General features: G+C 60.1%; 18 protein-coding genes. 8 read left to right on the top strand and 10 right to left on the bottom strand.

Annotated features, from left to right (window positions below; translation table 11 throughout):
• Positions 1–78: 78 nt before the first annotated feature.
• Together JFT66_RS20055 and JFT66_RS20060 are read right to left on the bottom strand one after the other, a co-directional pair.
• Complete coding sequence (locus tag JFT66_RS20055) at positions 79–831, bottom strand: outer membrane beta-barrel protein (protein ID WP_198859952.1); 753 nt, start codon at positions 829–831, stop codon at positions 79–81.
• 125 nt (positions 832–956) lie between these two features.
• A complete protein-coding gene (locus tag JFT66_RS20060; RefSeq protein ID WP_198859953.1) occupies positions 957–1790 on the bottom strand; it encodes an arylamine N-acetyltransferase family protein in 834 nt (277 codons plus the stop codon).
• Positions 1791–1910: 120 nt separating this feature from the next.
• Here JFT66_RS20060 and JFT66_RS20065 point away from each other — a divergent pair, with 120 nt between their 5' ends.
• Entirely contained in the window at positions 1911–2147 is a 237-nt protein-coding gene (locus JFT66_RS20065) for a DUF6555 family protein (RefSeq protein WP_005789137.1), read from the top strand.
• Between the two features lie 29 nt (positions 2148–2176).
• On the opposite strand, the gene JFT66_RS20070 is transcribed toward JFT66_RS20065, so the two are convergent.
• Both JFT66_RS20070 and JFT66_RS20075 read right to left on the bottom strand, forming a co-directional pair.
• Positions 2177–2377, bottom strand: a complete 201-nt coding sequence (locus JFT66_RS20070; protein ID WP_153839294.1) for a DUF6021 family protein — start codon at positions 2375–2377, stop codon at positions 2177–2179.
• 12 nt (positions 2378–2389) lie between these two features.
• Positions 2390–2569 carry a hypothetical protein gene (locus JFT66_RS20075; RefSeq protein WP_153839293.1) on the bottom strand — a complete coding sequence of 60 codons (180 nt, stop codon included), beginning with the start codon at positions 2567–2569 and terminating at the stop codon, positions 2390–2392.
• 114 nt (positions 2570–2683) lie between these two features.
• Between JFT66_RS20075 and JFT66_RS20080 the strand changes: the two genes are divergently transcribed.
• Positions 2684–3205, top strand: a complete 522-nt coding sequence (locus tag JFT66_RS20080) for a DUF3087 family protein (protein WP_034120272.1) — start codon at positions 2684–2686, stop codon at positions 3203–3205.
• Positions 3206–3220: 15 nt separating this feature from the next.
• Here the strand turns inward: JFT66_RS20080 and JFT66_RS20085 are convergent, their stop codons facing one another.
• The 3 genes from JFT66_RS20085 to JFT66_RS20095 all read right to left on the bottom strand — a co-directional run bounded on the left by JFT66_RS20085 (position 3221) and on the right by JFT66_RS20095 (position 6778).
• Positions 3221–4351, bottom strand: coding sequence for an MFS transporter (locus tag JFT66_RS20085; protein ID WP_153839292.1), 1131 nt, complete (start codon positions 4349–4351; stop codon positions 3221–3223).
• A 66-nt stretch (positions 4352–4417) separates the two neighbouring features.
• A complete protein-coding gene (locus JFT66_RS20090; protein WP_198859954.1) occupies positions 4418–5782 on the bottom strand; it encodes an MFS transporter in 1365 nt (454 codons plus the stop codon).
• Between the two features lie 120 nt (positions 5783–5902).
• Positions 5903–6778, bottom strand: coding sequence for a Dyp-type peroxidase (locus JFT66_RS20095; RefSeq protein ID WP_153839290.1), 876 nt, complete (start codon positions 6776–6778; stop codon positions 5903–5905).
• 138 nt (positions 6779–6916) lie between these two features.
• Between JFT66_RS20095 and JFT66_RS20100 the strand changes: the two genes are divergently transcribed.
• Together JFT66_RS20100 and JFT66_RS20105 are read left to right on the top strand one after the other, a co-directional pair.
• Entirely contained in the window at positions 6917–8533 is a 1617-nt protein-coding gene (locus JFT66_RS20100) for an NADP-dependent glyceraldehyde-3-phosphate dehydrogenase (protein WP_034120277.1), read from the top strand.
• 87 nt (positions 8534–8620) lie between these two features.
• Positions 8621–9682 (top strand): FUSC family protein, encoded by a 1062-nt coding sequence (locus JFT66_RS20105; RefSeq protein ID WP_198859955.1) that lies wholly within the window; start codon positions 8621–8623, stop codon positions 9680–9682.
• A gap of 126 nt (positions 9683–9808) precedes the next feature.
• Here JFT66_RS20105 and JFT66_RS29860 read toward each other — a convergent pair whose 3' ends face one another.
• The 3 genes from JFT66_RS29860 to JFT66_RS20115 form a co-directional block, all read right to left on the bottom strand.
• Entirely contained in the window at positions 9809–11188 is a 1380-nt protein-coding gene (locus tag JFT66_RS29860; protein WP_233097156.1) for a hypothetical protein, read from the bottom strand.
• A 30-nt stretch (positions 11189–11218) separates the two neighbouring features.
• Entirely contained in the window at positions 11219–13612 is a 2394-nt protein-coding gene (locus JFT66_RS29865) for a hypothetical protein (protein WP_233097157.1), read from the bottom strand.
• A gap of 420 nt (positions 13613–14032) precedes the next feature.
• A complete protein-coding gene (locus tag JFT66_RS20115; protein ID WP_034120280.1) occupies positions 14033–14764 on the bottom strand; it encodes a TetR/AcrR family transcriptional regulator in 732 nt (243 codons plus the stop codon).
• A gap of 355 nt (positions 14765–15119) precedes the next feature.
• On the opposite strand from JFT66_RS20115, the gene JFT66_RS20120 reads away from it, so the two are divergent.
• From JFT66_RS20120 to JFT66_RS20135, 4 genes are read left to right on the top strand one after another with little or no spacing between them, the layout of a single operon-like run.
• A complete protein-coding gene (locus tag JFT66_RS20120) occupies positions 15120–15827 on the top strand; it encodes an ABC transporter ATP-binding protein (RefSeq protein ID WP_153839287.1) in 708 nt (235 codons plus the stop codon).
• The gene (locus JFT66_RS20125) at positions 15824–17023 is read left to right on the top strand and encodes an ABC transporter permease (protein WP_153839286.1); all 1200 of its coding nucleotides are present in this window, start codon (positions 15824–15826) and stop codon (positions 17021–17023) included. Before JFT66_RS20120 ends, JFT66_RS20125 begins: the two co-directional genes overlap by 4 nt.
• Complete coding sequence (locus tag JFT66_RS20130; protein ID WP_153839285.1) at positions 17016–18494, top strand: TolC family protein; 1479 nt, start codon at positions 17016–17018, stop codon at positions 18492–18494. The genes JFT66_RS20125 and JFT66_RS20130 overlap by 8 nt, the downstream gene beginning before the upstream one ends.
• Complete coding sequence (locus JFT66_RS20135; RefSeq protein WP_198859956.1) at positions 18484–19737, top strand: efflux RND transporter periplasmic adaptor subunit; 1254 nt, start codon at positions 18484–18486, stop codon at positions 19735–19737. Before JFT66_RS20130 ends, JFT66_RS20135 begins: the two co-directional genes overlap by 11 nt.
• Positions 19738–19760 lie beyond the last annotated feature (23 nt).

Below are 19760 nucleotides of genomic sequence, written 5' to 3' on the forward strand. Positions count from 1 at the left end.
CTTGCGCGCAAAGCGCCATGCCTGGCGCACCCAAAAAACGCCCCGAGAATTCGGGGCGTTTTTTGCAGCACAACAGCGTCAGAACGCGATACCCACCTTGAAACCGTACTCGTCACGCTTGAGCTTGGTGTTGTCGGCTACATAGGAATCGCCGTCGAGCTTGTACTCGGTGCGGGTGTAGTACAGGCCCGCCATGACCGGTAGGTCGCCCTTCTGGTTCATCAGCAGGCTGACTTCAGCGTAAGGGTTGGTGCGGTCCTTGAGGTCCACGGTGTCGCTGCCAACACCGTCCACCTTGAGCTTGGCGCGGCCATCAATGGTGTGACGGGCACCGGCTTCAACACGCAGGGTCATGTCATCGAACTGGTGGTTGTAACCCAGGGCCGCTTTGGCGAACGGCGACTTGTTGGTGAGTTTCACGTCATAGCCATTGGTATCCGGCTCGTAGCGCGTCCAGCTGTAGCCACCGCCGACGATCACGTCGACAAAGTTGCGCGCATCCAGCGCGGCACGCCAGCCGAGGTCGAGGTCAGCCTGGCCTTCCTTGAGTTTGTTATCACTCTTTTCGCCGTACTTGGCTTCGATACCGGCCTGGTAGATAAAGCCAGACTCAGCGGTGAGCTTGTTACCGAAGTTATAGAACAGGCCTGCTTCAGGCATGTGGTCCTTGTCGCTGGAGCTGCCGCCTTCAAGCTTGAAGTCGTTATAGCTGCCGAGGATCCCGAAGGTGGAAATCGGGTCGGTGGACGGCGCTGCGAATACCACGCCAGGCGCAGTCACCAGGGCCAGCAGCGAGGAATGCTTGAGGAATTTTCCGAATAGTTTGGACATCGTTTTACATCTCCATTTTCAGGTGGGCAAAGTATTCAGGAATCGGTTCGAACCCCGGCTTGCGCCAAAGGTTCGAATTAATTTGCCCCGATCTGGAGAAAAAACGGTTCAGCGAAGGCTCTAAATCAATATTCTTCAGGATTGGCCCGTACCAGGCGCTCAACGGCCTCATAAAATTGCGGCTGCTCGGGCAGGCGAATACCGAACGTGTCGCGCAATAACGCAAGCAATTGCTCGGCACTCTCTAGCGTGCGTTTTTCACTGGGCCGATCCAGGCAATGGAGCGCATAGTGGGCGTTGGCCAAGGTATGGCGTTTACCGGGTGCCAGCAGTGCAGCTTTCAATTGCCCCACGAACGGCGAACCCGGGTGCGTGGAGACGTACCAGTTGCCGATTTCGTAGTCGATGTCTGCCTGGGTTTGCAAGTCGAACACATACAAGCCACGCCACTCTTCACCGACCTGAGCCCATAGCGTGTAGCTGCCTTGATTGAAGCTCAGGCGATAGGGCTCGTGGGCAGTGGCTTGTGGGGCGTCGGTGTCCAGTTGCAACGGGCTGCTAGGCACCATGCCGCCAAAGCCGACGTCGGTGATGTAGCGCACACCGTCCAGGGTCACCAGGCTCAGGCGGTGGGTGCGCCCGGTGTGTGCGTCGGGTGGCCCGCCGATCACCACGCGCCCAGTGATGCCGCGGGCGTCGAAACCCAGTTCCTGCAACAGAGCCAGGAACAACTGGTTCAACTCGTAGCAGTACCCGCCGCGCCCTTCGTGCAGCACCTTTCGCTCGACGCTGGGCAAGTCGATCGGCACCGGTGCATGCATCAGGGTCGACAGGCTTTCAAAGGCAAAGGTGCAGACATGGCGCAACTGCAAGTCGCGCAGGGTTTGCAGGGTCGGCGCCGGTGGCGAGTCGTACCCCAGACGTTGCAGGTACAGGCGGCGGTCGGTAAGTGTGGGCATGGCGCGATCCTCGGGCGCAGGGCAAGCGCGTCACTATGCCGCGCCCCTGCGTAAGTTGTCATTTTGAATGAACCTTTTTCAACGTCAGCCTATCCATCTATAACAAGACAGGGAGGCAACATGAGTACCGCAAAAATCTACACCATCCACTACCAGCTACACGGTAAACCCAAGTCTTTCGTGGTGCGCGCCGAAGTGATGAACAACGCCGAGGCCTGGCATTGGGCGGCCGTTGATGCCGACATTGCCCATGTCAGCCGAATCGGTCGTGTGGGTCACGAGCAGGTGAAAAAAACCACCCGGCCCTGGGCGGAAAAATATGGCATCACCGATGTCAGTTGGACCCCGCCCAAATAAACAAAGCCCCGCACATGGCGGGGCTCGGTTCACTTTTTCAAGTCGCCCAACGGATCGTAGGGCGGCTTTTTTTTCGCCTCATTCTTATTCTCTTTGTCCAACGGCGCGATAGCGGGACCTGTCGGATCGACCTGCGGGTCTGCCACATCCGGCGAGTCCGGGTCGAAGCCCAGCTCATCCTTGCCGCTGGCATGTTCGTTGGAATGAGGGCCATCGGTACGCTTGTTCATTGCATTCTCCTGTTAAAGCGGGCGCGCTTTGTCGTGGAGGTTTTCCAGGTCTTCTTCGACGCGCTCGACATCGTGCTCCGAACTACGCTCTTTCGGGTCATTGGGGCGCGACGCATCGTTGTCGCGCTCTTCTTCACCGGGTGTGCGGTTCGGATCAGGTGTACCAGGTGGTGGCTGCTTGTGTTCAGACATGACGGCTTACCTCATGGGGGCTTCACAGGTTTAGAGAAACCGCCCGCAGCCATCGTTCAACTTGATTGCTGCAACCATGAGAAGATGGGCTCCCTTTCTGGAGACCTGCCCCGGATGTTCGAGCTCAAACCCTGCGACCCCGTCACCTACCGTCAACAGACCCGCCGCAGCACGCTGATCGTCGCCGTGCTGTTCCTGGCCCTGGCCATGCTGCTGTCGAGCCTGGCGGTGATGCTGTTCGGTGAACCCGGCGGTGACAACTTTCGCTTCAATGTCGGCGGTGTATTTGCCGGGGTGTTGATCACTGTCGCACTGGTGCGTGGCCCCTTCTGGACCCAGCCCTGGCTTGCGCCGGCAGTGTACGGCTGGCGGCTCAAGCGCAGCCTGATGAGCGTGACCAATGTGATGCACAAGGTCCGGGAGCGGGTACAGGCCAACGACCCGGTCGCCATCAAGCTGTTGCGCTTCTACCACCTGGGGCTGACGCAAATGCATGAGCTGGACGCCAACTCCAGCGCCCAGGCGCAACTGGTCGGCGAGATCGAGGCCCACAAGGCAAAGATGGAGGCTTTGGGCATCGACACGGACCAACCCCGACTCGATCCCGCTTGGCTGGAAAGCCTGAAAGGCGCGTAAGACAGCAGGCCTGCGTCAGTGGGCAACCTTGGCTCGCCAGCAGAATATCGCGCTCACGGCGATCGCCGCGCCCGCCAGGCCGAACACCCACGGCGCCGCCGCCACTGGCAGCAACAGGCCCGCCAGCAGCGGCCCAAGGCCGGCGCCGATATCGCGCCATACAGCGTTGGACGCCAATGCCGACACGCGCATGGCGCCCGGGTTGCGCTCGGCCACCAGCGTGGTCACTAGGGGCAATTGCAGGGCCCGCAGTACCAGTACGGCCGCCGCGCCGGCGATCACCCAATGACTGCCGAACGCCACCAGAGCCAAGGCGCTCAGGAACGAAAACAGCAGCAACATCGACGTGGCGCCAAAACGCTGGGCCGCGCGCCCGCCCAACGGGCTCAGCAGCAATTCCGACAGGTAACGCAGGCCCATCAAGCCACCGGCGATCAGCACCGCATCACCGCCCATGATCTTCTGCGCCTGAATTGACAGGCCAAAGATAAACAAGCCGTCCAGTGCAACGCCTTCGATAAACGACCATAGCGCCACGCTGTCCGGCCACTTGAAGCGGCGCCCCGGAGTGCTGTGCAAATCATGGCCGCTGGTGGGCAAGCCGCGGGCGAGCCACAGCCCCACCAGGCAGCAAGCGGCGAGAATCAGGAAGATCGGGCGCGGCCCCGCCCATAAGGTCAGCAGCCCGCCCAACGGCAAGGCCAGCATCGGCCCGAAGGCGATCAACGCCCGCGAACGCCCTGCCCTGCGGGCGGCGCCTTGCGGCTCGGACGTCGCCAGTACCTGGGTCGAGAGGTTCAACGCGGCAAAACACAGGCCCCAGACCAACCGCAAACCCAGCAGCGCGGCAAAACCGGACAGCATCGAGTTACCCAACGCGCACACCGCTGCGGCACCGGCGGCGAGCATGCAGGTCAGGCGGTCGCCGTTGCGCGCATAGAAGTTCAGTACGTGCCGGTAGCCGAAGATCCGTACCAGGCGGTTGGCGGCCAATAACACACCGGCCTGGGCCAGGGTGATACCAAACGCCGCGGACTCCATCGGCAGCAGCAGGTAAAGCAATACGTCGCTGGGCAGGCAAAAACCAAGGGTCAAAGCAGCGCGGCGGGAATTGATATCGGCAGTGCGTTGGGCCAGGCTGGGCATAAAGCTGAAACATTCAGAAATATTCAGACCGCCACACTAGCCTTCTCGCTGCGAGTTTTACAAGGCCTAAGCCTCGTGTTGATAAGGCAATAGACGCAGGCCGCTGGCCACCGCGCCCACCAAGGCAAAGCCACACCCCAGCCACAGCGCATATTGCGGACCGCTGCCCAGGGACAGGTGAAAACACAAAGCCACCAACGACGCCCCCAGCGTCTGCCCCAGCAAGCGCGAAATCGCCACGATGCCACTGGCACCACCGCTGCGCGCAAGGGGCGCGCTGGTCATCAAGGCCTTGAGGTTGGGCGACTGGAAGAACCCGAACCCGGCACCGCATAACGCCATGCGCCAGCCGATATCAAAGGCTGAGGCGCCACTGCCCAAGCTCGCCAATGTGGCCATGCCCACACTGAGCATCAACAAGCCGATGCCGCACAGCAGGCCCAGGGACACGCGGTCGGCCAAGCGCCCCGCCACCAGCGCCATCACCGCCACCACCGCAGGCCAGGGCGTCATCAAAAAACCGGTTTCCACCTGGCTATGGCCGAGCACCGCCTGTAACAGAAACGGCAGCGACACAAAGGCCAGGCCCTGGGCGCTGAACGCACAGATCGCCGTCAGGGATGACAAGGCAAACACCGGGCGCTTGAACAAATCCACCGCCAGCATCGGCGCCGGGTGCCCCGCCTCATGCCGCAGCAGCAACACGCCACATACCAACGCCACCGCCACCAGCCCCATCGTCAGTGCCCCTTGCGCCTCATGCACGGCAGCGCCCAGCCCCAACACCAGCAAGGCGAACAAGCCGGCACACAGCAGCGCCGCCAGGCGGTCGAAGGCGTGACCGGTGATCGGCAAGGTCGGTAACGAACGCAGGCCCAGGCCCAGGGCCAACAGCCCCAGCGGTACGTTGATCAGGTACAGCCAATGCCAGGTCGCCACCGACAAAATCGCCGAGGCGACGGTGGGCCCCAGGGTGAACGCCAGCCCCACCACCAGCGAGTTATAGCCCAGGCCACGCCCAAGCATCTTCACCGGGTAGATATGCCGCAGCAGCGCGGTGTTGACACTCATCACCGCCGCCGCCCCCAGGCCCTGCGCCACCCGTGCGGCGGTGAGGGTCAATAGCGAACCGGCCAACCCGCAGAACAGTGACGAGACGATAAACAGCAGCAACCCGCCAAGGTAGACCCGCCGATGCCCCCACACATCGCTCAACGACGCGAATGGCAGCACCGTGGCGATAATCGCCAGTTGATAGGCATTGACCACCCAGATCACCGAAGCCGAATCGGTGCCAATGCCTTCGGCCAACGTCGGCAACGCGGTGTTGACGATGGCAGTGTCCAGGGTCGCCATGCCGATCCCCAGGGACAGCGCGACCACGGCCGGCAGGCGTTTATTGAGGGGCAACCCATCGGCAACAGAAGACATGGATAATCCACACAGGCAGTAAAGACGCTTAGATTACGGGCAGGCGCCGTTTTTTTCAGTGCCAGGTTGACTGGCTGTCGAATCTTTCATGTTCGCCCTGCAAGCGCCCTATCCACAGTTTTAAAGCTGTGGAGTTTTAAACACCTGGCCCAGATCCAGATGCCCATCTTTGACCGGCGGGCACCAGTAGTAACCACCAGTCAACGGCGTGCTGATGCGGTACAAGCCATCGACAATGCCATCCTCCAACCCGCTCATACGGCGCAACTGCGCTTCAAATGCATCGAAGGAATGGCCAAACGCGAGGAACATCAACCCCGCCTGGCCATTCTCGGCCCAGGGCATGGAGCGGCGCACCACGAAGGCCTCCGGGGTGAAGCTTTCCTGGGCTGTGCGCTTGGTATGCGCGGACTCGGGGGCGTCGTCGAGTTCTTCGTTGTCGCCATGGCGGCGGCCGATGATGTGGTCACGCTCCTGGGCAGGCAGCGCGGCGAAGCCGTCAAGGTCGTGCTGCCATTGCTGGATCGCGGCAAAGCTGGCGCCGCTGTCGGTCAAGGCGGCTTCCACGGCGGCATCGTCGTGGGGGTTTTCGGTGCCGTCTTCGTAATCGGTCAGGTCAAAACCGGTCTTGTAGCGGAAGCCTTCGGTCGATTGCACCAGGCGAAAACCCGGGGCCAGGACTTTTTCAAGCGCGCGGCTGCGCAGCAGTAACTCGCCACGGTCCACCCCGTGTAGCCAGACCCACAGCGCCTGTTGAGTCGACGGATTGTGCGCACCCGGGCCGCTGACAGCGGGAAATGCCCGCAACCCTTCAATCTCAGCACCCAGCGCCTTTACCAGCGGCTCACCGAAACCGACCACGGCCGTCGCGTCCGTCGACTGCACCAGCGCATCGAGCGCAGCCGGCACAGCTTGCAGGGATTCAATGGCGAAAAACAGATGGCGGGCCTGCAAAGGCACCGGTGCGGCAAGGATGCCCGGCTGGTACTGACTCATGTGAACTCCTTCTGAAAAGCCGCGCAGTTTACCCGGCGCACGCGATACTGCGAACAAGAATGCGCGCAAGCCTTGCCTTAGCGCCGCTAGTTGGGTGACTCTCTAGTCATGTTTTGCAACTATTCCAGGGGTAGCGACATGACCACCAGCAACCTGCTCGCCGAGCTGTTTCCCACCTCCGTCGCCCAGATTCCTGAGCAATTTCGCCTGACGGCACCCATTGAACAGCGTGATTACCTGGTCGACGGCCAGTTGCAGGTGTGGAACGGGGCGCTCGCCCGGGTGCAAAGCCCCGTGCAACTGGGGGATGAACGTGTGCATATCGGCAGCACACCGCTGCTGGATGCCGACACCGCCCTCACCGCCCTCGATGCTGCCGTACGCGCTTATGACCGTGGCCAGGGTGAATGGCCGACGATGCGCGTGGCCGAGCGTATCCAGCATGTCGAAGCATTCTTGCGGCGTATGCGCGAACAGCGCGACGCGGTGGTGAAGCTGCTGATGTGGGAAATCGGTAAAAACCTCAAGGACTCGCAGAAAGAATTCGACCGCACCTGTGACTACATCACCGACACCATCAATGCCCTCAAGGAACTCGATCGCCGCAGCAGCCGCTTCGAGCTGGAACAGGACACACTCGGGCAAATCCGCCGCGTGCCCCTGGGCGTGGCATTGTGTATGGGGCCTTACAACTACCCATTGAACGAGACCTTCACCACGCTGATCCCGGCATTGATCATGGGCAATACCGTGGTGTTCAAGCCGGCCAAGCTCGGTGTGCTGTTGATCCGCCCATTGCTGGAGGCATTCCGCGACAGCTTCCCGGCCGGGGTGATCAACGTGATCTATGGCAGCGGCCGCGAAACCGTGAGCGCGCTGATGGCCAGCGGCAAGATCGATATCTTTGCGTTTATCGGCACCAACAAGGCCGCCAGTGATTTGAAAAAGCTGCACCCCAAGCCACACCGTTTGCGCGCAGCGCTGGGGCTGGATGCAAAAAACCCAGGGATCGTGCTGCCCGAAGTGGACCTGGATAATGCCGTGAGCGAAGCGGTCACCGGCTCGCTGTCGTTCAACGGCCAGCGTTGCACCGCGTTGAAAATCCTGTTTGTGCATGAAGACGTGGTCGAGCGCTTTATCGAGAAATTCAACGCCAAGCTGGCCACGCTCAAGCCCGGTATGCCTTGGGACGACGGCGTAGCACTGACGCCACTGCCGGAAGTGGGCAAAGTGGATTACCTCAACGAACTGGTGGCCGATGCGGCCCGACATGGCGCCAAGGTTGTGAATGCCGAAGGTGGCAGTAGCCGTGGTTCATTCTTCTACCCGGCGGTGCTGTACCCGGTGAACCCACAGATGCGCGTGTACCACGAAGAGCAATTCGGCCCGGTGGTGCCGATCGTGCCCTACCGCGACCTGGAGACCGTGATCGACTACGTGCTGGACTCGGACTTCGGCCAGCAGTTGAGCATTTTCGGTACCAACCCCGTCGAGGTCGGGCGCCTGGTAGACACCTTCGCCAACCAGGTCGGCCGCATCAATATCAACGCGCAGTGCCAGCGCGGGCCGGACACCTTTCCGTTCAACGGCCGCAAGAACTCGGCCGAGGGCACGTTGTCGGTGCATGACGCCTTGCGTGTGTTTTCGATCCGCACCTTGGTCGCGACCAAGTTCCAGGAGAGCAACAAGGCGTTGGTCAGCGATATCCTGCGCAACCGTGACTCGAGCTTCCTGACCACCGACTACATTTTCTAAGTCCACCTCGGTTCAAACTGTGGGAGGGGAAAACCCCTCCCACATTCGACCCGGTTTGCCCTGATGAACGAGGCCCCTTTAGTACCGATGAATCTGCCCTTTTTTGCCCGGCGCCTGCTGCGCCCCCTGCTCGACCCGTACCGCCGCTTTCGCCACGCCAAGCTGATCCACGCCGCGCGCGTGTCTGTGGGTTTGCTGGCGACTATCCTGCTCACCACCGGCCTCAATCTGCCACACGGGGAATGGGCGTCAGTGACCATGCTGATCGTGATCGGCGGGTTGCAGCACCATGGCAATATCGGCAAGAAAGCCGTGGAGCGCGCCTACGGCACCTTGATCGGTGCCAGCGTCGGTTTGCTGCTGGTGGTGCAACAGGCTTACTTTGGCCTGCCGCTGTTGACCTACCTGTTGATGTCGGTGGTGTGCGGGTTCTTTTCCTATCACGCCATCGGCAAAGGCGGTTACATCGCGCTGCTGTCGGCCATCACGGTATTCATCGTCGCCGGCCACGGGGACAACCCGATCTCGGATGGCCTGTGGCGCACCGTCGACATCCTGATCGGCATCGTGCTGGCCTTGGCGTTTTCCTTCGCCCTGCCGCTGTACGCCGTGTACTCGTGGCGCTACAACCTGGCCAGCGCGTTACGCGATTGCGCGCAAATTTACAGCCGGATCATCAATGGCCAATCGGTGACCGACGATGAACACCTCAAGCTGCTCAACCGCTTGAACGCGGCGATGGTGCAACTGCGTTCATTGATGCCGTCGGTGTCCAAGGAAGTGCGTATTTCCATGACCGAACTGGACGCGATCCAGCGTCATTTGCGCATGTGCATCAGCACCCTGGAGATTCTCGGCAATACACGGCCAGACCCACGCGATGAACAGGCGACGGCACGCATGCAAGTGATGTTGAAGGCCGAGCATCGGCAGATTCGGGTGCAGTTGGTGGGGATGGCGCGGGCGTTGAAGTCGGGGGTGACGGAGCGGTTGGAGCGATCGGGTAGTGTCACACCGAACGTCACGTTGCTGGAGGCCCCGGTACACAACGGGCTGGACGGCTACCGGCTGTTGACGCTGCAACTGGCCGCGAATATTGATGGGATGCGCGAGCGGCTCTTCAGAAGTTCGGCGCGCTGGAAGATTTGATATCACAGCAAAAACGGAACAGATCTATCTTGAATAGATCTGTTCCGCTTTTAGTTAGGACTGACCCATAAATAAAATAGATCCACCCCTTTTCATTGCGCGTTACTTCTTACTCTCATTTTTCATTTAATCGAGGCGATATACGCCTATGTAGTAGACGTGAAAGTCATTGCCCCCTTGAGAGCCTGAACCGCCCCCTAGATCTTGATAGTTATGAAGCACAACGGAAGCCGGCCCGTTAGCCGCCGGTATGAAGGACAAATTTTGTTGGCCTTCAATATAGCCGGAATTTGGAACTGTAAATTTCGGTATAGCAACCTGCGAGCCCACGAGAACAGCCGTGATGGGCGGGACACCACCGGGCGGACTAACGCTCCCGATGTAATAACTGATGCTATAGCGATGCACTCTATTAAAGTTAAATGTCCTTGAGATCACTGCGCCAGCATTAGAGGGATGGGGAGTATCCACAAACAAACCAAGGACACCAAACGTAGCGCCCAGACCGCCTCTTCCTAAAGTCCATCCGCCTAAATTTCCAGTGTTAAAGTAATGGCCGGCATCTGTCCAAGGGTCTGTCTTGATATATTGAGCACTTTTAAAAATAACAGCTTTTAACTTATCATTACTGCCGTCAAACGTTACCTCACAGGTTATCGTTATTTGTCTGCCATTAGTTATGCGCTTCAGCCAACTACGCAGTACTGCCTTGTTTGCAAGCCCATTAAGAGACTCTGTTGCGGTGATTGCCACACCATTGAGAACAGTTAGCGGGGTTACGCCTGCACTGCTGCAAATCAGCCAGACCCTTTGCCCTGGGTGACTCAACGACCATTTGGGCACTGCAGCCGTGGCGTTACCCGCGAAATTGTTGACATCCAGCGTACCGCCAGAAGCAATGTTGTTGATCCGTGGCTGCGGCAAACTGGCAGCAGGAATCGTATTGACCCTCACCGTCTGCACCTGCGACGGAATAGGGTCTCCCGCGCCATCGCGCACTACCGAATACTTCAAGCACACCGTGCTGTTCACGCTGCGATGCAAGACTTTATCCGCAGTGAGGTTGAACACCACCTCACCGCCATCCAATCCATCCAGGGTGACTGAATGATGGGTGCCGTCTGCAAAAAACCATTCAAGCGTGATCTTATCTCGACCACTCATACCGGCATAGCGAGCGGTCACCGTCGTATTGTGCTCAATCCCTAGCGGGTCCACCGTCACATTCGGCCCGGTATCGGTGGTGCCATTGATAAACGGATGCGGCAAAACTCCTGGCAGGGCCTGGATGGTGTAATGACGCACACCAAACAGCACGGAGTCTCTCTGGTCCGGCGTTTCCGCCAGGCTGGCCCAGAACTTGATCGTCAAGTCTGCGCCGTCCTCAAGCAGCTTGATCTTATCCACGGGCGTGGGTGGGTTGATCCCATTGCGCTCGCCCTCGGCCGTGACCTCGTTGGCGGTGTAGGTTTCTTCGATAACCACGCCGCCACTTTCGTACGTCATCCATATCAACTGGGCGGCATGGATAAAGCTCTACACCGGGATATAGGTACGCGCGAGCGGGCTGAGTCGCGACACCTCCAGAATCGGTCCGCTGAAGCCTTCGATGGTCGGCGTCGGCAACCCCGTCAGCGGCAGCAGCCGCAGGGGGACTATCAGGGACTCATACGGGAACGTGCCACGATGGAAGTGATATTGCACATTAATGGTATTGCCGCCGTCACGAATCCCTTGAGCGATGGTGCGAGGGTCGATCAACACACTGACTTCGTTGGTCGTTGGGTCGCCGTAGACTCTTTTCTCGACGCTACCGTGACCATCGACAGTGAGCCAATCGACGGTAATCCAATCGGTGGCCAGCATCGGCCGAAACTTCACTCTCACGCGTGTGCCATTCACGGCCGCCAACGGGTTGAGTTCATCGGGAGAGATCGAGGCCCCCTCGATGATCGGCCGGTCCAACTGCACGCCCTTGCCCACGGTGAGCGCCAGCACTTCCGAGCGCAGCACCACCCGCGGTGGGCCCGCTCGTTCCAGGCTATAGGAGATGCGCAGGCTGCCGTTGTTGTTTTTATCCAGAATATCGCGGGTGACCGGATAGGGCAGTTCCTTGCCTGCGGTCACGCCGTTGATGTCGATCGTGCCGCTGATGGAACCGCCAAGGCCCGAGCCGATGCACGTCCAGTGAAGCTTGTCACCGTTCTGAGTCAACAGGTAGGGAAAGGTGATCAATACGTCGCTGCCCGGCACGTCGGCAGGGTCGACGTTGTTACCGATAGCACCCTGCAACCGTGGCGCCGGCATGTCAGCCTCGCGCTCACCGACTTGCGCGCCCAGCATCGCCGATTGACGAATCGCCAATGCACCGCCTCCCAGGATATGGACGGCACCATCGTTGGTTTCGTAGTAAATCTGGATATCACCCCGCCCGTTGAACTGTTCCATCTCGGCAGCGCTAACGGTGTAGGTGCCGCCTTGTGAGCCCGCCAGTTGTGACTGGCTATGGATGATCGCGCTCCCCCCGCCCGGCGGAATGTGGATGATATACAGCGTTTCCCACACGCCTGGATTGTGGGGTTCGTAATGAGGAATGGTGCCCGTGATGGGCTCGCCGGCCGGAATCAAACCCAATTCGATAGGGCTGACGCTGGGGGCCGGCATTGACACCTTGGTACCGACGACCGTGATCGTGATGCTGCCAGATTCCCCCAGGTACTCACCGCCAGCAGTTTCCCAAAGGAATTCAACCCGAAAAGAGCCACCGATCACTTGCTCAATAATCTCAGCGTCGACAGGAATAAGAGTAAAACCCAAGTTATTGTCGGTCACAGGCCCTAACTCGATAGGCAGGATGGTCCCGTCGTCCAGCATGCAGAGCAATAGAGCGGTGACCTGATGCCGGGGGTTAGGCGTGGGAAACTGGCGGTCGGTCAGGATGAGGATTTCGAAGGTCGAGTCACTTTGGGTGTCGAAGTCGATCTGTCGAGGATGAAGAAGCTCGTCGCCGTCCACGAGGAAAATCGGCGCTCCCAGCAGGCTGGGATCCAGCTCGGCTTCGAGAAAATAGGGTTTGGAATACTGATACTTTTCGCCGGAAAAATTCTCGACCACATCCCGCACGCGAAAGCGCAGGGTCAAGGTGCCCAGTTGCCCGCCCTGATCAATGATCGACTTACTTACAAAGACCCGGATCGGCGCCCCTCCCGCCGCTTCAGCGGGGCTCACTGTATGCAGGACAAAAATACCGTCCCAGGACAGCTCGATCACATCGTTCTGGCGGATGTCTTCATACGATTCAACGATGCACCACAAGCCGCTTACGACATCACCCGCGCCGATGCTCGCGCCTTCGGGGAACCCGTCGACATGCATGACCAACCCGGTATGCCACGGGCTGCCCGGGTCGGTATCGGTGCCACCCGGGCGAGTGATCTTGATCAGAATGGGTTGAGGGGGGGAGGTGCTTTCGGTAAGGGTCCCTGCCCGCAGTACTCGGCCATAGCTTTGCACTATCTCTTTAGGATTTTCAGGATCTCCATGCAAAAGCTCTGCAAAAAACTCTTCGGGAATCGCCAGGGTCTGGCGATCAAGGCTGGGGTCCTCGACAAGATCGTCGGCTGCCGAGTACACGAGGTCGTTAAGGTAAAAGGCAAAATAATCGTAGCTGTTTATATTCAGCCATCGTTCAAACACGAACAGCGCATAGGGGCGCACATGCCGGATGCCCAGGCCGTAGACCGCAGCTTCAGGGTAGACGGTAAGCAGAAGAATCGCAGGATATGCGGAGTAAGGATGATCCAGGTCCTCAGCGCGTGGCGTAACCGCAAGGGAAGACCGCCCTCGCTTTGGTGTGCAGGCGACGGGAAATGCAGCGTTATCAGAAGCGGGGACCCGATCACTGTCGGGATTAAGAGGATAGTCAGACATGGAGTACTCTCCTGGCGGAAGAAACGCAGGGTGGCTGGGTGCGTGGGGGGCCAGGTAGGTCAAACAGCTGTCTGAGAGGGTGCGTCTAGCTGTGAAAATTGACAGTGGCGACGAGTGGTAACGCATCAAGCAAAATTGCCGTGAATACAACCGCCGCACATTCACACTTCTTCTTACATATTTTTCACGTTTTATTCACATCCTGGGACGTAGGGTGAAGCCTCATCCGTTACAAACGTTGCACATCAAGCCCGCCGCCCCAGCGGGCTTTTTTTTGTGTGCGTTTTGACAAAGGCAAAGCCCCGCCTTTGTAGGAGCGAGCTTGCTCGCGAAGAACGCAATCACACCGCGGTGAACCAAAATGCCCGCGTTATCGTTGACGTTTTGTGCGAGCAAGCTCGCTCCTACAAGGGCTTGGCTTCAGCGCGTGGCCTGTTCGCGAATCGCCCGTTGGGTATCCAACACCCTGGCCAACGCGGTTTCCGCTTCCGGGCTTTGCTGCGGCACGCGAATCGCCGCCGACACCAACGTGATCAACTTGGCCATCACCTCGGCGTCCGTGGCCGGGCGGCCCAGGCTCATGGAGTTCATCAGCAGGCGCAGTTCGGTGCCGGCCATCACCCCGGAAATCGCCTTGAGGGCAAATTGCAGGCGCACGCCCAGTTCATTGCGCGGTAGATCCGGCAAGGCCAGGGCGAAGGCTTCAAAGAAACGCTGGAACACCGGCTGGTAATGCACCTTGAGGTATTCCTGGATAAACGGCGAGGTGTCGCTGTAGACCCGGCCGAGGAAGCGAATGAACGAGCGCCCTTCCCCACTGGCCGGGTCGCTGCGTTCCAGGCCCATGGCCGGGGCAAACAGCACGCCGAGCAAGGTATCGCAATCCAGCGGGCCGTCGGATTCGGCCTCACAACGGGCGAGCAACTCCAGGCGCTGCTCGTTGAGCGGCTCCAGGCGTTGCATCAGCAGGGTTTTCATCAGGGAATCCTTGTCCCCGAAGTGATAGTTCACCGCCGCCAGGTTGACCTGGGCACGTTCGGTAATCTGCCGTAGCAATACGGCGTCATAGCCGTACTTGATGAAGAGAGCCTCTGTCGCATCCAGCAGTCGAGTCTTGGTAACGTTTGGAGCGCTGAGTTTCTTCGCGACCATATGGGTTCCACGGCGGAAATAATGTTTTAAAAAATAATTTGATTTTTTATACCGGTGCGGCCCGTCGAAAGCAAGTGGTGACACTCCTCCATATCACTAAAAGCCTGTATAACCGGGCCATCGACGTCTATCGAAAGCATTTTTACCCGTCCGAAACCTGCGTTCGGAAAATCGTTTCAAAGGGTAAAACCGCTCTAAATCCATGGCTGGCGAAGCAGATTGAACGCAGGTACTATTCAAACAATATTTTAAAAACAAGAAATAAAACCAGTCCGTGACGCGTACAGGCAGCTCCCGAACTTGTTACAAAGATTTTCAGGGGCATGGCGGTACCGTCGAGACTGCAGGCGTAGTCATGATGACAGACACCCCCACGCACCCAGGCTTGATCTCCCTGCAAGGCATCGGCAAGCGTTATCAGCTCGCCGGGCAAGAGCTGAGCATTCTCAATGACGTGTGCCTGTCCATCGCCCGCGGTGACAGCTGCGGCATTCTCGGCGCTTCCGGCTCCGGCAAAAGCACCCTGTTGAATATCCTCGGCCTGCTGGATTTGCCCAACTGCGGCCAGTACCACTTTGCCGGCCACGATATTTTCAGTGCAACCCCCGATGAACTGGCAGCGATTCGCAACCAGCAGATCGGTTTCGTATTCCAGAGCTTCAACCTGCTGCCACGCCTGAGTGCCCAGGACAATGTCGCGCTGCCCTTGAGTTATCGCGGTATGTCGCGGCATGAATCGGTGGAACACGCACAATGCATGCTCGAGCAAGTCGGCCTGGCCGATCGCGCCCACCATCGCCCTGCTGACCTCTCCGGCGGTCAGCGCCAGCGCGTCGCCATTGCCCGCGCCTTGGTCGGCAAGCCTTCGGTAATCCTGGCCGACGAACCCACCGGCAACCTTGACAGCACCACCGCCCAGGAGATCATGGACCTGCTGCTGGCCCTCAACCGCGAGCAGCAGGTCACGCTGATCATCGTCACCCACGATGCCCACATTGCCGAGCGCCTGAAGCGCAAGATCCTGGTGCGCAATGGCGTGGTGCATGAGGCCGGGCGCCTATGAGCCTGCGGGTCGAGCAGAGCCTCAGCCAACTGCTGCATGAAGCGTTTATCAGCCTGCGCACCCTGGGCAAACGTTCGATCCTGGCACTGCTGGGCATCGTGATCGGCAGCTCCTCGGTGGTCGCGCTGATCAATATCGGCCACAACGCGGCGGTAGATGCGGCGATGATTTTCAAGGACATGGGCACCGATACCCTCATCGCCCAGTTCCCGCCCAAGGGCAGCAGCAGCGTGCCCATGCACGCCCGGCTCGACCTTGACGCCGTGCGCCTGGCGGTGCCGGGCATCGCCGATATCGGCGCGCTCAGCCTGTTCAGCGGGCCCATCGTGTTCCATGGGCGTACCACCAATGCCAACTTTGTCGGCAGCACGCCGCAGATCCACGCGGCCATGCGCCTGATCGTGCGCGAGGGACGTTTCCTGTCAACGTTCGACGCCAACGAAACCTACGGGGTAATTGGTGACCAACTCGCCCAGGCCCTCGGCGCACCGGGCGACCCGCTGAAACTGGGCGACCGTGTGCGCATCAACGACTACCTGTTTCTGATCGTGGGCATCCTGCATGACCAACCCCGGGCCATGCTGATGCCGGTGCAGGCCAACGAATCGTTGTTTATCCCGGCCGAGGGCATGCGCCGCATCTATGCCAGCCCGCAGATCAGCAACGTGATCATCCGCGCAGCACCGGGGCAGGACATGGAGCGTATCGCCCGCGACGCCGCCGCCGCGCTGCAACCGCAACTCAGCGACCACGACGTCAACATCACCGTGCCCCAGCAAATGATCGATGGCATGACCCGCCAGAGTCGTACCTTCGCCTACCTGCTGCTGGCGCTCGGCGCGATCTCCCTGGTCGGCGGCGGCGTCGGGGTGATGAACGTGATGTTGATGAACGTCTCGGAACGCCGTCGCGAGATCGGCATCCGCATGGCCTTGGGCGCGCGCCAGCGGGATATCCGCAACCTGTTCCTGCTCGAAGCCGTCACGCTCACCGCCGTGGGTGCGCTGTGCGGCGCAGTACTGGGCATGACCGCCGCATGGCTGTATGCATGGCTGTCAGGCTGGGCATTTGCCCTGGCGGTCGCCGCCCTGCCCTTGGGGGTTGGCAGTACGTTGCTGGTCGGTTTGTTCTTTGGCATTTACCCGGCAGTGTCGGCCTCGCGGTTGCAGCCGGTTGAGGCCCTGCGCGATGAATAAATGCCTGCTGCTCCTTATGCTGATCTGCCTGCCGTGCATGGCCGCAGACGTGGTGGTCAACCCGCAAGCGCCGAGTACCACCCGCAGCGGCTACGAGCGCGGCGTGTCACTGAATGCCCAGGCAACTACCATGACCCTGGGCGACGCCGTGTACCTGGGCCTGCGCAACAACCCGGCGATCCGCAGCGCTTACCTGCAACGGGTGGCGCAGAAGTTCGACCTGCGCGTTGCCGAAGATGTGTTCAACCCCAAGCTCACCCTCAACAGTTATTACCGCACCACCCGGGGTTCCCAGGACAATGCGCGCAACGCCAACGTGGCGCCGACCAGCAGCCTGCTCGGCGAATACGGCACGCGCTTGAGCATGGCCTGGACCCAGCAATTGAACACTGCCAACCGGGCCGGCCGCTACCGCAGCGACGGCCTTGACCTGGCGATCATCCAACCGCTGATGCGCGGGGCCGGCTGGGACGCCACCACCGCACCGCTACGCCTGTCGCGCCTGGCCGAGCAGGCCAATCGCTTGAACCTCAAGGCCACCGTGGCACAGACCATCAGCCAGATCATCGCCACCTACCGCCAATTGCTGCGCGCCCAGGAGCAACTGGTGATCGTGCAGGAAGCGCTCAAGCGCTCCAATACACTGCTGGACGTGAACAAGGCGCTGATCAGCGCCGGGCGCATGGCTGAGTTCGAGATCGTGCAGACCGAAGCCGACATCGCTACCCAGCAACTGGGCGTGGAAGAAGCCCAGAACCAACTGGACACCAGCCGCCTGGCCTTGCTGCGCCTGCTGGCCCTGGACCTGTCGACGCCGGTGCGCGCCACCGAGGCCCTGGAAGCCAACCCCATGGAGATCGACAAACGCCAAGCCTTCAACCTGGCGCAGAACCAGCAACCGGAATACCTCGCCGCGCTGCTGGGCAGCCAGCAGGCCGACCTCAACCTGGTGATCGCCAAGGACTCCGGGCGCTGGCAGGTGGACTTGGTCGCCGGCGCCAATCAGGTGCGCGCTGCCACCGACAACGACAACGGCCACAACAACAACCGCACCTGGGACAGCTACGCTGGCGTGCAGGTGCAGATCCCCATCGGCGATATCAGCACTCGCCAGGCCGAAGTGCGTGCGCGGGTGAATGTGGAGGACCAGGAAATCCGCATTACCGACGCTCGCCAGGAGCTGGAACGTAACGTCAACAATGTGGTGCGTGACCTTGGCACGCGTTGGCGCCAATATGAAATTTCCAAGCGCGCCGTGGAGTTGTCGCGGCGCAAGATCGAGATCGAGCGGGAAAAACTCAGTGCCGGGCGTTCCACCAACTTCCAGGTCTTGAGCTTCGAGACCGACCTGCGCAACGCCGAAAATGCCCAGCTCAATGCGCTGATCGCTTATTTGAACGCCCAGACCCAGCTCGATCTGACCCTGGGCATGACGCTGGAAAGTTGGGAAATCGCCCTCAATGACTACTAATAAAAAACGCCTGCTCGCCGTTGCCTTGATCCTGCTGTTGGCCGGTGCGGCCATCGGCCTGCTCAGCCAACGCAGCGGCGCCGAACAGGCGGGCACGGCCGAGCAGTGGCTGGCGGTGAAGCCTGACCCGCTGGTGCACCAGATCGGCCTGGTGGGCAAGATCGAGCCCGACACCACTGTCACGCTGACCGCACCGTTTGACGGCAACGTGCTGGCCAACCTGGTCGAACAAGGCCAGCGAGTCGAGGCCGGCCAGGTGCTGTTGCGCATGGACCCGGCCACTCTTGAAGTGCAACTGCGCGATGCCCTCTCTGCCCAACTCAAGGCCCGGCGCACCGTGCAGGAAATGCAGGACTGGGACAGCAGCCCCGCCGTCAGCCGCGCCCGCCGCAGCTTGCGCACTGCTGAAATGACCGCTGGCAACACCCAGCGCAAACTCACAGAAAGCGAAAACCTGTTCAAACGCGGCATCATTCCGCGCAACGAACTGGACGATCTCAAGCAGCAAACCCAGCAGCAGCAACTGGACCTGGTGGCGGCACGCAGTGAGCTGCAACAGGCCCAGGACCAAGGCAAGGGCGAATACCGACAGATCGCCGAGATGGAATTGACCAATGCCACGGTGAAGTACGAAGCCTTGCAAAAACTGCTCGAAGGCAAAGAGGTCAAGGCACCCTTCTCAGGCATCGTGGTGCCTGCACCCGGCAGCACCAGCTCCGCCCAAAGTGGCGGCAACAGCAATGCGCCGGTACAGGCCGGCAGCAAGGTCAGCCAGGGCCAGGTGCTGTTCGGGCTGGCCAATATCGAACGGCTGAAAATCGTCGCCAAGGTCTCAGAGTTGGATATCAACCAGTTACATCAGGGCCAGGCGGTAGAAGTGATGGGCGATGGGTTTGATGGCGAACGGCTGACGGGCTCGGTCAGTGTGGTCAGTGGCTTGGCCATCGCCAGCGACAGCCAGGGCAGCGCGCAGTTTCCGGTGACCTTGTCGATCCCCAGGCTGACGCCGCAGCAGTTGCAGCGGGTGCGCCTGGGCATGAGCGCGCGATTGACCATCGTCACCTATAACAATGACCAGGCGATCGTGATTCCCAGCCAGGCGATCCAGCCGGATATGACGGTGGAGTATCGGGCGGCGATGGACAAGCCGGTGGAGCGAGTAAAGGTCACTACCGGGCAATCGACGCCCCAGGGCGTTGAGGTATTCGGACTCGAGCCAGGCTTTGTGAAAACCTCCAGCTAACCGCAGATCAACATGTGGGAGGG

Origin of the sequence: Pseudomonas sp. MF6755 (assembly GCF_016405635.1) — a bacterium.
Classification (GTDB): domain Bacteria; phylum Pseudomonadota; class Gammaproteobacteria; order Pseudomonadales; family Pseudomonadaceae; genus Aquipseudomonas; species Aquipseudomonas haemolytica.

Excerpts from the sequence above, each read along its gene's own strand:
- JFT66_RS20055 (WP_198859952.1), bottom strand. The coding sequence starts at position 831 with ATGTCCAAACTATTCGGAAAATTCCTCAAGCATTCCTCGCTGCTGGCC.
- JFT66_RS20060 (WP_198859953.1), bottom strand. The coding sequence starts at position 1,790 with ATGCCCACACTTACCGACCGCCGCCTGTACCTGCAACGTCTGGGGTAC.
- JFT66_RS20065 (WP_005789137.1), top strand. The coding sequence starts at position 1,911 with ATGAGTACCGCAAAAATCTACACCATCCACTACCAGCTACACGGTAAA.
- JFT66_RS20070 (WP_153839294.1), bottom strand. The coding sequence starts at position 2,377 with ATGAACAAGCGTACCGATGGCCCTCATTCCAACGAACATGCCAGCGGC.
- JFT66_RS20075 (WP_153839293.1), bottom strand. The coding sequence starts at position 2,569 with ATGTCTGAACACAAGCAGCCACCACCTGGTACACCTGATCCGAACCGC.
- JFT66_RS20080 (WP_034120272.1), top strand. The coding sequence starts at position 2,684 with ATGTTCGAGCTCAAACCCTGCGACCCCGTCACCTACCGTCAACAGACC.
- JFT66_RS20085 (WP_153839292.1), bottom strand. The coding sequence starts at position 4,351 with ATGCCCAGCCTGGCCCAACGCACTGCCGATATCAATTCCCGCCGCGCT.
- JFT66_RS20090 (WP_198859954.1), bottom strand. The coding sequence starts at position 5,782 with ATGTCTTCTGTTGCCGATGGGTTGCCCCTCAATAAACGCCTGCCGGCC.
- JFT66_RS20095 (WP_153839290.1), bottom strand. The coding sequence starts at position 6,778 with ATGAGTCAGTACCAGCCGGGCATCCTTGCCGCACCGGTGCCTTTGCAG.
- JFT66_RS20100 (WP_034120277.1), top strand. The coding sequence starts at position 6,917 with ATGACCACCAGCAACCTGCTCGCCGAGCTGTTTCCCACCTCCGTCGCC.
- JFT66_RS20105 (WP_198859955.1), top strand. The coding sequence starts at position 8,621 with ATGAATCTGCCCTTTTTTGCCCGGCGCCTGCTGCGCCCCCTGCTCGAC.
- JFT66_RS29860 (WP_233097156.1), bottom strand. The coding sequence starts at position 11,188 with ATGACGTACGAAAGTGGCGGCGTGGTTATCGAAGAAACCTACACCGCC.
- JFT66_RS29865 (WP_233097157.1), bottom strand. The coding sequence starts at position 13,612 with ATGTCTGACTATCCTCTTAATCCCGACAGTGATCGGGTCCCCGCTTCT.
- JFT66_RS20115 (WP_034120280.1), bottom strand. The coding sequence starts at position 14,764 with ATGGTCGCGAAGAAACTCAGCGCTCCAAACGTTACCAAGACTCGACTG.
- JFT66_RS20120 (WP_153839287.1), top strand. The coding sequence starts at position 15,120 with ATGATGACAGACACCCCCACGCACCCAGGCTTGATCTCCCTGCAAGGC.
- JFT66_RS20125 (WP_153839286.1), top strand. The coding sequence starts at position 15,824 with ATGAGCCTGCGGGTCGAGCAGAGCCTCAGCCAACTGCTGCATGAAGCG.
- JFT66_RS20130 (WP_153839285.1), top strand. The coding sequence starts at position 17,016 with ATGAATAAATGCCTGCTGCTCCTTATGCTGATCTGCCTGCCGTGCATG.
- JFT66_RS20135 (WP_198859956.1), top strand. The coding sequence starts at position 18,484 with ATGACTACTAATAAAAAACGCCTGCTCGCCGTTGCCTTGATCCTGCTG.